General features: G+C 66.0%; 13 protein-coding genes and 1 pseudogene. 4 read left to right on the plus strand and 10 right to left on the minus strand.

Annotation, left to right across the window (positions count from 1 at the left end; all coding sequences use genetic code 11):
• The first annotated feature begins 3 nt into the window (after positions 1-3).
• Positions 4-1,344 (plus strand): phosphotransferase, encoded by a 1,341-nt coding sequence (locus tag A5706_RS03820; RefSeq protein WP_068127200.1) that lies wholly within the window; start codon positions 4-6, stop codon positions 1,342-1,344.
• A gap of 114 nt (positions 1,345-1,458) precedes the next feature.
• On the opposite strand, the pseudogene A5706_RS32860 reads toward A5706_RS03820, so the two are convergent.
• The 8 genes and pseudogenes from A5706_RS32860 to A5706_RS03855 all read right to left on the minus strand — a co-directional run.
• A pseudogene (locus tag A5706_RS32860) lies at positions 1,459-1,581 on the minus strand (cytochrome P450); the annotation flags it as partial.
• A gap of 64 nt (positions 1,582-1,645) precedes the next feature.
• Positions 1,646-2,764, minus strand: a complete 1,119-nt coding sequence (locus A5706_RS03825; protein WP_068127201.1) for a thiolase family protein — start codon at positions 2,762-2,764, stop codon at positions 1,646-1,648.
• Positions 2,761-2,991, minus strand: a complete 231-nt coding sequence (locus A5706_RS03830) for a hypothetical protein (protein ID WP_068127203.1) — start codon at positions 2,989-2,991, stop codon at positions 2,761-2,763. The genes A5706_RS03825 and A5706_RS03830 overlap by 4 nt, the downstream gene beginning before the upstream one ends.
• A complete protein-coding gene (locus A5706_RS03835) occupies positions 2,981-5,080 on the minus strand; it encodes a CoA transferase (protein WP_068127205.1) in 2,100 nt (699 codons plus the stop codon). The genes A5706_RS03830 and A5706_RS03835 overlap by 11 nt, the downstream gene beginning before the upstream one ends.
• A gap of 32 nt (positions 5,081-5,112) precedes the next feature.
• Positions 5,113-6,198, minus strand: coding sequence for an acyl-CoA dehydrogenase family protein (locus tag A5706_RS03840; RefSeq protein ID WP_068127207.1), 1,086 nt, complete (start codon positions 6,196-6,198; stop codon positions 5,113-5,115).
• Positions 6,188-7,384, minus strand: coding sequence for an acyl-CoA dehydrogenase family protein (locus A5706_RS03845; RefSeq protein ID WP_068127209.1), 1,197 nt, complete (start codon positions 7,382-7,384; stop codon positions 6,188-6,190). The genes A5706_RS03840 and A5706_RS03845 overlap by 11 nt, the downstream gene beginning before the upstream one ends.
• Positions 7,381-8,691, minus strand: coding sequence for an amidohydrolase family protein (locus tag A5706_RS03850; RefSeq protein ID WP_231985010.1), 1,311 nt, complete (start codon positions 8,689-8,691; stop codon positions 7,381-7,383). Before A5706_RS03850 ends, A5706_RS03845 begins: the two co-directional genes overlap by 4 nt.
• Before the next feature lie 42 nt (positions 8,692-8,733).
• On the minus strand, positions 8,734-9,165 hold the full coding sequence (locus tag A5706_RS03855) for an SRPBCC family protein (protein WP_068127213.1): 432 nt from the start codon (positions 9,163-9,165) through the stop codon (positions 8,734-8,736).
• A 76-nt stretch (positions 9,166-9,241) separates the two neighbouring features.
• Between A5706_RS03855 and A5706_RS03860 the strand changes: the two genes are divergently transcribed.
• The 3 genes from A5706_RS03860 (at position 9,242) to A5706_RS03870 (ending at position 12,518) form a co-directional block, all read left to right on the plus strand.
• Positions 9,242-10,138 (plus strand): enoyl-CoA hydratase/isomerase family protein, encoded by an 897-nt coding sequence (locus tag A5706_RS03860; protein ID WP_068127216.1) that lies wholly within the window; start codon positions 9,242-9,244, stop codon positions 10,136-10,138.
• A 75-nt stretch (positions 10,139-10,213) separates the two neighbouring features.
• The gene (locus A5706_RS03865) at positions 10,214-11,119 is read left to right on the plus strand and encodes an SDR family NAD(P)-dependent oxidoreductase (protein ID WP_068127218.1); all 906 of its coding nucleotides are present in this window, start codon (positions 10,214-10,216) and stop codon (positions 11,117-11,119) included.
• A 19-nt stretch (positions 11,120-11,138) separates the two neighbouring features.
• Positions 11,139-12,518: a Rieske 2Fe-2S domain-containing protein gene (locus tag A5706_RS03870; RefSeq protein ID WP_068127240.1), complete on the plus strand. Its 1,380-nt coding sequence runs from the start codon at positions 11,139-11,141 to the stop codon at positions 12,516-12,518.
• Positions 12,519-12,592: 74 nt separating this feature from the next.
• Here A5706_RS03870 and A5706_RS03875 read toward each other — a convergent pair whose 3' ends face one another.
• Together A5706_RS03875 and A5706_RS03880 are read right to left on the minus strand one after the other, a co-directional pair.
• Complete coding sequence (locus A5706_RS03875; protein ID WP_082964183.1) at positions 12,593-13,045, minus strand: DUF732 domain-containing protein; 453 nt, start codon at positions 13,043-13,045, stop codon at positions 12,593-12,595.
• Positions 12,957-13,151: Rieske 2Fe-2S domain-containing protein (locus A5706_RS03880; RefSeq protein WP_231985017.1), on the minus strand; the 195-nt coding region annotated here is incomplete at its 5' end. The genes A5706_RS03875 and A5706_RS03880, both read right to left, overlap by 89 nt.

Raw genomic sequence — 13,151 nt, forward strand, 5'->3', positions numbered from 1 at the left:
GACATGACACCCGATGAGGCGGTACGAAGCTGGCTCGAGAGTCACCTCGGGCCCGTACGAACCTTCGAGCGCCAACCACGTTGGCGCCCAGCCTGGTTCGCCGACGTCGAACGCGAAAGCACAATTGTGCCGCTGTATGTGCGCGGCGACCGCGAGGGCATGGAGTTCTCGTTGTCCACCTACCGCGAAGCGGACGTCCTTGAAGCCCTGAAAAACCAAGGAATCCCGGTTCCACACATCTACGGTCGGATTGACGCACCACCGGCCATCGTGATGGATCGCCTGCCCGGCGCCACCAATCTGTCAACCTCGCCGAGCGCAACAGAGCGCAACTCGGTCATCGACGAATATATGGAAATCCTTGCGCGGATCCATCGGCTGGATCCAGGTGAATTCTCCGCCGTCGGACTTAAGTTGCCCAAAGACCCTCAGCAGCAGGCGTTGTCGAGCTTCGAAGAGTCCGTCAAGCGGTACCGGTCCACCAAAAAGCGACCCGAGCCGTTCCTGGAGTTCGGCATCGGCTGGATCCGCCGCCACGTTCCCGCGCATCGGTTCGACCCTCGCTTCGTACTGGGCGATCCCGGACAGTTCATGTTCGCCGATGGTCGCGTGACCGGACTGCTCGACGTCGAACTGGCCTACCTCGGCGACACCGCCCACGACCTGGCAGGACTGCGCCTGCGCGACATCTCCGAGCCCTTCGGCGACCTAGAACGCGCGTTTCGGCGCTATGAGGAGGTCTCCGGCGCAGAACTTGACCTGCCGGTGGTCGAGTTCCACACCGCGCAGTTCTCGCTCACCACGCCTCTCTCGTTAGTCATGATCCTGCACAACCCCTTTCCGATGAGCGACTTGCTGCAGTATGTGGAGTGGTTCCAGCAATGCTCGCTCAACGCAGTCGAAGCAATGGCCGCGGTCGAGGGCGTCGCCCTCGACGATTACCTGCTCCCACGGACTGCAGATGTCCGCCAGGGCGGCCTCGTCGACGCGTTGGCGCCCATCATCGAGGAGCTACCCGCAGAGACCGAGATTGAGCGCTTCCGCCGGCATCAAACCGCGCAAACCGCGCGCTACGTTGCCGACCTCTGCCGACACGGTCCCGCCATCGAGGCCGAAAACCTTGATGATATCGAGCGTCTGCTCGGTTACCGATGCGCCGACTGGCGGGCGGGCGATGAGGCTCTGGAGGCATTCGTGCTGGGCGCGCCCGAAGACATGGACGCCGAACTGATTCGACTGTTTCACCGCCGCATCATGCGGCAAATGCGTTTGCTGGAACCAGTTCTCAATCGCGGTGGGGGCGTGCAGCCGCTGATACCCCTGGCGCAGTTGCTCGGCCGCTGACACCGCACAACCCGCTCATCGGCTTCCACCGCACCAACCACACAGGCTCCTGGACGGTCCAAATGCGTTCGCCGCACGCCGTGACGCTCATCGTGGAACTCGGTCGCGACTAGCGTAGAACGCCGAGCTTCCGATGCGATGCACCGGCGCCTCCGCGCGCATCCGGTCATACAGCGGATAAAGATCCTGAAGCGCGTCGACGCCGAAGAACCGGACGGGATTGTCGAGGGCCATCATTGATCCACCTCGCTACAAGATTGAGACCCGACCCACTGCGCCCGCGCCGCAGCCATGCCGACAATCACCGGCCCAGCACGGCCACGACGCAGGACCCGCCACCGCCCATCGCCTGCGCCAGTCCGACGCGAGGATCGGCAACCTGGCGCGAATCCGCTTCTCCGCGAAGCTGACTCACTACCTCGGCGACCTGGGCAAGTCCGGTCGCACCGAAAGCGTGGCCGCGAGCAAGGCAGCCGCCGTCGGTGTTGGTCGGCAGCCTACCTTTGGATCCCAGGCCGCCTGTCTGGGCAAGCTCGGCCACCTCCTGCGCCTCGACGAGGCCGAGCGCGGTCAGTGCGGTGACCTCCTCGCTGGCGCACATGTCATGCAGGGAGATGACTCCGACTTCATGAGGCGTCACCTGTGCCGCCTCGAACGCGCGCCGAGCGGTCAGCGTGATCTGTGACGGCGGGCCGACACACGGACCAGCCAGCGGCCAGCCCGGGTCTGCGGGCCAGCTGGTCTGCTCGATGGCGTTGATCGCCACGGACCGAGGGCGCTGCGCGGAGGTCACAACGATCGCCGCGCCGCCGTCAACGGACGCGTGGCACATCATCTTGGTGAGCGGCTCGGCGACCATGCGGGTCGCCATGACATGCGCAACCGTCACGTCGTCGTCGTTGCGCCGCGCCGCCAGCGGATTGCACCGCGCCTGGTTGTACGATTTGGCCGCTACCGCTCCGAAAACGTCCGGTCCACAACCGGTCTCATACAGCCACCGATTGGCCTCGATCGCGTAGTGGATCTGCGGGGGAAAGCGGTCCCAGAAGTCGACCGCCGCCGGCACGACGCCGCCGGGTTCCAGCGCCGTGGTCTTCTCGTAGCCGATCGCTAGCGCGGTGTTGCAGCGACCGGAGGCCACCGCCCACACGGCGTGCCGCAGGGCGACCATGCCGCCCGCCGAGGCGCTCTCGATGGCGGTCACCGGAATCCCGGTGCGGCCCAGGCGAAGTGCCACCTTGAGACCGGTCTGGGGCGGTGCCATCGAGGAAGACGTAAACACCTCGCCCACAGCGTCATAGCCGATGCCCGCGTCGGCGAGTGCCGCCTCGGCGGCCTGGAAGCCGAGCGTCGCCAGCGCGGTGTCGGCGTGTTTACCGAACGGTGTGACGCCGATGCCGGCGACGTGCGTCCCTGTCATTCGGATTGCGCCTTGAACAGAACGATGATGTTGTCCTCCCACGTCTTTTCGACGATTCGGCCGACGGTGCCGGGCGCCGGGCGACGCCCGGATACCAACACTTGCAACCGCCCGTCGGAGGTGTCGACCCAGGCGACGCTGTAGCCGTCCTGACCGTACCCGGGGATCGGCGACTTCCCGGGAACGAAGGTCGATGCCCACACGGTCGCGGGACGATCAGCGGACATTGGTCATGCCTCCTTCGTGTGCGTTGGCGCTGCCCAGGGCCGGCGGCGGCATGAGCGGGACCGGTCCCTGACCGGCGAATCGCCATGGCAACCCCACTAGTCGGGCCGTACCGATGTCCGGGTCTGGGTGCGCGATTTCGGGGAAGAATCCGCGAATCACCAGATGCGGATCCGAAACCAGGTCCTCGGCCCGTTGCACCGCCGCGGCGCGCAAACCCGACACGCTCAGGCGCGCGGAAACATCGTCGGCCGACGCGGCGGCGACCAGGCCCGCCAGCTTCTCGACCAACGTTGGACGCCGCGAATCATCAGGTACTGCAAGTATTTCTGCCAGGCGTTTCCACTCATCGGGCTCCGCTATTTCAATGGCGACCCAGCGGCCGTCGGCGGCGCGATGGATGCGGCGATGCCCGGAGTCGCGGATTACCGCACTGCCGGGAACGGAGGCCGCCGCGACGAACTCGGCCACGGTCGACGCGACGACCTCGGCCATGGAGAGATCGATGACGGCGCCGGTGTCACGAGCGGGCCCGACCGCCCACGCGGCGATTACCACGGCGGCCACCACCGAGGACAGCGGGTCGGCTATCACGGTGCCGAGCCGCGCCGGTGATCCATCCGGTCCAACGGTCAGTCCGGCCAGTCCGCCATAAGACTGAACATTGTTGGCGTATACGCGATATCCGGCCATGGGCCCTTCCGATCCGAAGCCGGAGACCCGGACGGCGAGCTTTCCCGAGTCGGCAACCTCGGCCGGATCCACCTGCAGTCTGGCGAGTCGCGCGCTGCCTACGTTCTCGATGAGGACGTCGGCGTCGGACAGCGCCGCGGCGACGTCGTCCACGGCGCGGGCCGGGTCGATCAACTGGCTCTGCTTGGAATGGTTGGCCACGGCGAAATATGCGCCGCGTTCGACACCGGGCCTACCCTCAGCGAACGGTCCCGTACGCCGATAGATGTCGAGGCGCTCAGGGTCTTCGAGTCGCAACACCCGCGCGCCGATCGCGCCGAGCAGCGCCCCGATGATCGGCCCGGCCAGGACGTGGGTCAGTTCGGCGACCCGCAGGTCGCTCAGGCGGCCCGTGCGACGGCGATCCGACCCTCGCCCGACGTGGGTGATCCACGGCGAGTCGAGTACGGACAATTCCACACCGCCGAGCTGCGTCGTCGACACAGCGCCACGGAAGGCAAACTGCGGTGACCTCAGAATCTCTTGCGCCGTATTCACCGGTGTCGACGGCACGCCGTTGGCTTGTAGCGTTGCCGCGCACTCTTCCTTGTCGTGCGTTGCCGCCCATGCTGTTACGTGTCGGTTGATCAGATCGGCGTGGTCGATGCGGGCCTGGCGTTCGTCGAGACCGGCGGCCCAGCCCGGATATCCCAGCGCCGCAAGCAGACCCCGCCACTGGTGATTTTCAACCGCGGTGATGCGGACCAGCCCGTCGCGGCATCCGAACAGTCCCGACGGCGCGAGATAGCGCCCGCTGCCGGCCCTTCCGGGGCACCCGTACAGGACGTGTGCGCATTCCGGGAGTGCCGCGGTGAACGCGACCGCCTCCTGCACCGACACGTCGACGAGCACCGAGCCGTGGCTCTCGTTGCGCCGATCGAGGCCATGCAATGCCGCCAGGGCCGTGACCGCGCCCGCCGCCTTCAGCGCGACGTAGCCCGGCGCCGGTATGGGTGCTCCGTCGGATCCCTCGATGGTGGCGAGCAAACCACCGGCCGCCTGGGCGACAAGCTCGCCACCGGGCTCCGACGACCGCGGCCCGTCGAGGCCGAACGGGCTGACCATGACGACGACCGCATTCCCCGTGGCCGGTGGCGTGACGGCACGGCCGTGATCGACGATCACGATGTCGTGTTCATCGAACATTGCCGAGATGTCGGTCGGTTGATCAACGATCCGCTTGCCGCGATCGAGAGTGAGGTCCACGGCCGCAACAGGTCCGGCCGTGGTCCCGATCACGGGTCCCGCACGATGTGGTGCGCCGGCACCAATCACTTTCGTCGCCTCGGCACCGAGGCTCGACAGCAGCGCCGCGGCGGCCGAACCCGCGATCCCGTCGCCAAGTTGGAGCACCCGCACACCCGATAGGAAACCCGTGTCGCCCCTTCGGTTCACGTCACATCTCCCGCGGTTTCGGTCGCCGGATAGCGCGCGGTCAGCCACCGCGTGGCCACGTCTCGGTGATAGGCGCGGGCCCCCAGGTTCGCCGCCGCGCTCGCAGCGCGCCGCAGGTAGATGTGCGCGTCGTGTTCCCAGGTGTAGGCGATGCCACCGAATACCTGGGTGGCGCCCTCCGGCACGGCCCGTAGCGCGTCGATGCCCCAGTAGACGGCGAGTGAGACCAACGCCGCGGCATCGGGATGCTCGTGCTGGCACGCGTCGGCGGCCCGGTTCACGAGCGCACGCCCGACCTCGATCGCGCACCGCTGGTCGACCAGGCGGTGTTTGATCGCCTGAAAGGCGCCGATCGGGCGGCCGAAGGCGACGCGCAGCTTCGCGTACTCGGTTGCGGCGTCATTGGCGGCCGATGCGATGCCGACCAGTTCGGCCACCTGAGCAAGCGAACTCCGCAGACCCGCCTGACGGTGCCGACGTCCGGCGCACTCGCCCGACTCGAAGGCGTCAATATGAGTTTCGTGCAACGTAATTCGCGCCGCAGGATTATGGTCGAGGGGGGTCACCGGTTCGCAGAGCACGCCCGGCGCGGTGGGTTCGACCGCACCCAGAATCGTGGCCTCACCCGTGCCCGCGCAGACCAGCAGCCTCGTCGCGACCGCGCCGTACGGCACGAGCGGCCATACCCCCGAGACGCCCGCCCCGGTGTGCTCACCGCGCTCGAGCAACAACAGACTGACGCCGTCGGCGCAGCGGTCCTCGCACCACCCTGCCGCCGCCGCCCCGGCGAGCGGGACGGGTGCCGACGCGGCGCCGGCGGCCTCGGCCAGCACGCAGAGTTCGCGAAGGCCACCCCCGCCCCCGCCGCCGGCCTCGCTGACCAGGACGTCGGCCCATCCCGCATCGGTGATGGTCTGCCACAGCTTCGGGTCGAACACCGCACCCGGGCCGTCGAGCAGAGCGCGAAACGCCTGCGACGACCATGCCCTTCGGAGGATGTCGTCAGCCGACGCGCGCAGCCGGGCGAGTTCCTTTGCGCTTGCTGCGATGTCGCTCAACGATGACAGGCCGTCATGGGTCACGGGGCAACCCCAGCAGCTTCTCGGCGATGACGTTGCGCTGAACCTCCGACGTTCCCGCGCCGAATGTCGCGGCCCGCATCAGCAGGTAGCTCTGTGCGACGTTGCCGTTCTTGGCCGCCCCCACCGAGCCGCGTTCCAGGGTTCCGCCCGGTCCGGCGAGGTCGAGCCCGAAGTTGGCCATCGCCTGGTCGACCTCCGAGGTCAAGAGCTTGGCCACCGACGCTTCGGGTCCGGGACTTTCACCACGGACGCCGGCGGCCGTTGCCTGTGCCGCAATTTGACGCAATGCCTCAACTCGTGCGGCGAAACCGACGATCCGATCGGACACGTAGGCGTCGTCGCCGCGGCCGTGGTGCCCCAGCGCCCCGTGCTCCTGCGCCATTCTGACCAGGATCGCCAACCGCCGTTCGATGCGGTGGGTGCGGCTCTGTCCGACGCGCTCGTAGCCGAGCGTGGATTTGGCCACCTGCCAACCGCCGTGCAGTGGGCCAAGCACGTTGGCGAGCGGAACCCGCGCCGAATCGAAGAACACCTCGCTGAACTCGGCCTGTCCGGTGATCTGGCGGATCGGGCGGACTTCGATCCCGCTCGTGGCTAAAGGCACAAGGATGTAACTGATCCCGCGGTGCTTGTCCGCTGTCGGATCGGTACGAGCCAGGATGTAGATCCAGTCGGCGTACTGCGCCTTGGAGGTCCAGATTTTCTGGCCGTTGATGATCAACTCGTCGTCGCACAGTTCGGCCCTGGTCCTCAGGGCGGCGAGATCGCTTCCGGCGTCGGGCTCGCTGAAGCCCTGACACCAGACTTCTTCGCCCGACAGGATTTTGGGCAGATAGCGGTGGCGTTGCTCGTCGGTACCCCATTGAATGATGGTGGGGCCGAGCTGATTGACCGCGCTGCGGTTGATGGGCTCGGGGGCGTGTGCGGCGGCCATCTCGGCGTTGAAGATGAGTTGCTGCACCGGGGTGGCGCCCCGACCGCCGAACTGCACGGGCCAGGAGATCGCCGCCAGGCCGGCGTCGTGAAGCCGACGCTGCCACAGCCGCATTCGGTGCAGCCGGTCGGCCTCGGAGGGTCCGGAGCCACGGACGTCGGCCGTCAGTGCCGACGCCAGGAAGGCGCGAACCTCGTCGCGGAAGTGCCGATCGGCATCGGTGAGGACGACCCCGTAATCCGGTTCGGTCACGCCCCACCACGAAGGATCGACGCCATCCGTAGCTTCATGTCGCCGTAAGTGATTGCGGTGGCGCCAGCTTTCGGTGCACGGCCGGCATCCACCTTCGGCGCCGACAGATCGAGGCCGGCGATTCTTCCCCGCAGGGCCGCCACGGTGCAGTTTTCCCTGCCCCGTCGCTCGACGCCGGTGTAGCCGAAGGCGCGAGCCGCATTACGCCAGGTGATGGCCTCGACCTCGTCGGGTGTGCAGCCCTCCAACTGGGCGGCGAGCTGCTCGGGCGCGTCCGGCCAGCTGCTGTCCGAATGCGGGTAGTCCATCTCCCAGCAGATGGTCTCCACTCCGATACGATCGCGCATCTCGATGCCGACCCGGTCGCGGATGAAGCACGACATGAAGTTGCGGCGATAGACGTCGCTGGGGCTCAGCCCATCACCCAGATCGTCCCCCGTCCAGGCCCGCTGGCGCGAGTAGATGTCCTCGAATCGCTCCAGTAGGAAGGGAATCCACCCGATGCCGCCCTCCGACAGCGAGAATTTGATGGACGGGAATTTCTTTACGATCGGTGAGAACAACAGGTCGGCCACGAAGCGCTGGGTGTCGATCGGCAGCATCGAGTTGTAGGCCAGATAGGTGGTCAGGTCGGACGGCACGGGTAACCCGCCGCCCGTGCCGATGTGGATGTTCACCACCGTGTTCTCTTCGCAGATCGCCTGCCACAGCGGATCCCAGTGCGGATCCTGCCACGGGGGCTGCCCGTAGCTGCCGATGTGCTGCGGAGCCGTCACCGCGCGACAGCCCCGCCCCGCCAGGCGCCGCACCTCGGCCGCGGCCAAGGCCGGGTCCCACAACGGCAGGATCCCCATCGGGATGAACCGGTCGGGATGCCGGCCGCACCAGTCCTCGATGTGCCAGTCGTTGTAGGCGTGCACCATCGCCTCGGACACGTCGCGGTCTCCGCGGTAGGTGAACAGCGCGCCAGAGATGGTGGGGAACGACGGAAAGCACAGGGAGGCAAGCACACCGGAGGCGTCCATGTCGTTCACCCGTGCGCCGACGTCGTAGCACCCCGCCCGCATGTCGGTGAATCGCGACGGCTCGAATCCCCATTCGTCGTTGGGCCGGCCCGCAACCGCGTTGAGCCCGATGTTCGGCAGCTGCAGGCCGTCGTACACCCAGAAACAGACGCCGTCGGCGTCCTCGACGATGCGCGGCGCGTCGTCGGCGAAGCGGCTGGGCACCCGGCCGACGAACATGTCGGGCGGTTCCACGGTGTGGTCGTCGACGCTGATCAGTACCAGATCGAGAGGATCAATCACTCGAATAATCCTAAACTAATAGACACTTTCTGTCTAAGTGTTCTATGTGGATTCTCGCGCTCGGGCGAAGTCCTGGACCCAGCCCGCCATCAAGCCGTAGACGGCATCCATGGCATCGCGTGCGGCGGCATCGTCACCGATGGGCTCGTAGTCGATATCCCAGATCAGGATTGATTCCCGAGCGGGATCCTCGCCCGCGGTTACGGTGTTCACCGCCACGAAGCGACTGACCGGCATCGGATTGTTGGCGATCTCGTACGACAGCGCGCGCTCGTCGGGCTTGATCCAGATGAGGGTCTCGATAACCGGCTTCTCGGTGCTCGCGGCGATGAACCGCCGCATGCCGGGCCCTTCACCCTCGACCCTGACATCGCTGGGTCCGGGGATCCAGTCGACGTTGCCGAAGTCCGCGAGGACGGCCCACACCGCGTCCGGTGGCGCTTCGAGCCGCTTGGTGACCGTGAATGTTGGCATTCGCTGACCGTATCACCAGATGTGACAGTTGATCGACTAGTGTACTTATGTACTGCCACCGCGCGAAGGAGGACGTATGGCCACCGACTCCGCCGCTCAGGGCGAATTCGAGGTCGAGGATGACTGGGTCCGCTATGAGGTGGTCGAACCGCACATCGCACAGATCACCATCAACCGGCCCGAGCGGCGCAACGCGATCCTGTCGCCCGGAATGCATCAACTCTTCAAGGAGCGGCTGGACCGCGCCGAAGACGACGACCAAGTCAAGGTCGTCATATTGCTCGCCGAGGGCAAGGACTTCTGTAGCGGCGACGACGTGCGCCGGCTGCCGGTGGAAGAAGCGGGACTGCGCAAGGGCGAGCGATTGCCGCAGACCGCGCGCCTGGGCAACGCCCGACGCCTGCACCGGCACCTGACCAATTGGCTGGAGTTTCCGAAGACGGTGATCGCCGGCTGCCAGGGTGCCACGCTGGGCGCCGGGATGAATCTGGCGCTGGCCGCAGACATTCTGCTCGTCTCCGACGACATGTACCTTGCCCGCCCTCAGGCGCGCATCGGGTTCGCCGGGTTCTCCACGGCCATGCCGCTCGCGCTGCTCAAGATGGGACCCAACCGCGGCTACGAGGCGATGATCACCGGCCGCAAGGTGACCGCGAGCGAACTACGCGAGTGGGGGGTGGCCGCGTCGGTGGTGCCCACCGGGCGACTCCGCGACGAAGCGTTGCGCTACGCCCGCGCAGTCGCTCACCACTCGGCCGACGGCCTGATGGTGGGAAAGCACGCCTTGATCGCGTTCTGGCACGCCGTCGGTATGGCGCAGTTCGGCGATTGGGTTCCTATGGGCCACACGGTGTTCAGCAACCTGGTGTGGCGCGAGGACGAGTTCAACTTCATGAAGGAACGCGGCGCCCGCGGCGGCCGGGAGGCGATGGCCGAGTTGGAGCGCCGTTATGCGGAGTGGGGATTCGAGTAGCCTGAACTAAACAGCTATACAAATATTGTGTGGGTGTTCTGTATGCTAGCCAGACGGGATGGGAGCTGAGTGACGATGGGTGTACTTGACGGACGTACCGCGCTGGTCACCGGCGCCGGGCGAGGTATCGGCGCGGCGGTCGCCGAGGGCTTGGCCGCCGAGGGTGCGACGGTCCTGGTGTCAGACGCCGGTGTCAGTGTCGACGGGACCGGACACGACTCCACCCCCGCGGAAAGCGTCGCGGCGGCAATAACGAGCCGTGGCGGCAAGGCGTTCGCCGATACCACCGACATCACCGACTTCAACGCGTGCGCGGACCTCATCGGCCGCGCCGCCGAGACGCTCGGCGGCTTGGACGTCGTCGTGAACGCCGCGGGGATCCTTCGGGACGGCATGGTCTTCAAGATGAGCGAGCAGGACTGGGACGCGGTGGTGTCCGTGCACCTCAAAGGAACTTTCAATGTCACGCGCCACGCCGCGGCCTGGTGGCGGGAGAACCGGGGCGGGCAGTACCGGCTGATCACCTTCACATCGATGTCGGGGTTGCAGGGCGCGCCGAGCCAGCCGAACTACGCCGCGGCCAAGATGGGCATCGTCGGCCTGACCTTCTCGTGCGCCAACGCGTTGCGCAACTACGGGGTGCGCTGCAACGCCATTGCGCCGATCGCGGGCACCCGGATGACGCAGGGCATCAAGGGCGGCGGCAGCATGGATTACTCGGACGCCAACGTTCGTCTGTCGCCGAAGAATTGTGTGCCGCCGGTCGTGTACCTGGCCAGCGAGCAGTCCGACTGGCTCAATCGGCGCGTCATCTTCGCCGGCAATGGCCGGATCAGCCTGATGTCCAATCCCGTCGTGGAACGGGAGATCGTGTCGGCATCTGGGACGTGGGACATCCCGACCGCATTCGCCGAGATCGAGACGTCGTTCAAGGAAGCGGTGCTGTATCCCAACATCTTCGACAAGCCACCGTCCAGCTGAGCCGACGAAGAGTGTGACAATGACAGAGCTTGCCACAGAGCGGGTGCCCCAGAAGTTCGCCTGCCGCGAGACTTTCGTGCCTAAGAGCCGGTACATCGACCCGGAATTCTTGAACCTCGAGCTCGAGCGATTGTTCACCCGGGTCTGGCAGCCCGCGTGTCGCGAAGAAGAAGTCCCGGACGCCGGCTGCTTCTACGAGTACACGATCGGCCGGCAGTCCATCGCCGTTGTGCGCCAGAAGGACGGCAGCGTCAAGGCATTCCACAACACCTGCGCCCACCGCGGGATGAAAGTTATTCGAGGCAGCGGCTACTCGGGCGATAGTGACTTACGCTGTGAGTTTCACGGATGGCGCTACGGGTTAGACGGCCGGTCGTCCTTCGTCCCGTGTCGCGACGAATTCGCTCCCCGCCCACGCGAGCAGTGGGGCTTACGTCCGGTCGCTGTCGGCGTATGGGGTGGATGGGTGTTCGTAAGCATGGCGGAGAATCCACCCGATCTGCTCGAGTGGCTTGACCCGCTGCCGACCGCGCTGGCGCCGTTTCGGTTGCAGGACATGCGCTACCGCTGGCGTAAGCGCACCTTCTTGCCGGCGAACTACAAGACCGTTATCGACGCGTTCATCGAGGGCTACCACACTCCCGGCACCCATCCGCAGACCATGCGATCGGCGGAGGGCCCGCGGCCGTCGGCCGAGCCCGCATCGCCGCAGGAGTATGTCTACGCCCCCTACACCCCAACCATCACGTATAAGAACCACTCCCGGTTCGTCTATACGCAACGCCCCGAGCATGCCGGTCGCGACAGGGGCCGCCAAGAACAGGCAGCCCGACCCGAGGTGTTCGCCAATTCGATGAAGTACCAATACCTGGAGGTGGGATCGCTGGTCACCGAACGTGACTATCGCGCCGCGCAGAAGCTGGCCGCGATGGAACCCAGCGACGTCCCGCCCTTTGTTCTGTACCACCAGATGTGCGAGGAACTCGCACGCGCCGAAGGCGTTGATTTTCCACAGATGTCGATGGAGCAGTACTTCGCCGGGAACGGCGACTGGCACGTGTTTCCCACCATGGTCATCCTGGTCGAGAAGTCCTGCCTGCTCGGATACCGCATGCTGCCCGACGCGGAGGATCCGAATCGGTGCACGTTCGAAATGTTCTCTCTTGAGCATTTTGCGCCCGGCGAGGTGCCCGAGACCCAGTGGCAGGTCTTCGACCGCTGGCAGGACCACGACGGCTGGGGTGAGCTGCCGTCACAGGACCTGAGAAACATTGGCGCCATCCACGCCGGCATGCACTCGGCAGGGTTTGACGGACTTTGGCTCAACACCGCGCAAGAGATGTCAATTCGCAATGAGCATGCGATCGCTGACAGGTTCCTTTTCGGCTCGAGTGACTAGGACGGAGTCTGGTAGAGCCAAATATGGACTGCTGCAACAGATCGGATGTGGTTCCGCGCAAGTGATAGCGAACGCTACTGCTGACCCGGGAGCGGCGGCAGGCCATCCCGGATGTCCTGCAAATTGCCATTGATGCCCTGCAGATCACGTTCGATGGCTTGCAGCCCGGACAGGGCGTTTTGGAACCCGGTTTGCAGGTGCTCCTGGCCCGAAGGTTGGTACTGAGGGCAATACGCGACGACGGCGCCGGCCGCGACGCTGGCGCTTTGATTGGCATCCCATACTGACGATTGCTGCAGGACACGAACGGCCTCGGCGAAGTCGGGCTGGTTCGCTAGGAACTCGCAGACCGCGTGCCCGTGGCTCGTCACGTACTCGTTACTCGGAACCGGCACGCCATCCTGTTTGAGCGCGCCGATGAACGCCCGGTCGACGATCTCAAGTGACGGAGCATGCGCTACCGGCGCCGCAGGGGTGGGCGCAGGTGTTGTGGAATGCCTTGACGCTGCCGTCCTTCTGGCGCACAACGGCGATGGACTGCCGGCCGATCGTGTACTCGTAGAAGCAGCCGGCGTCCGGGACTTCTTCTTCGCGACACGCGGGCTGCCAGACCCGGGTGAACAACCGCCCAGA

The organism is Mycobacterium sp. E796, from assembly GCF_001672815.1.
In the GTDB taxonomy this organism is placed as follows: Bacteria; Actinomycetota; Actinomycetes; order Mycobacteriales; family Mycobacteriaceae; genus Mycobacterium.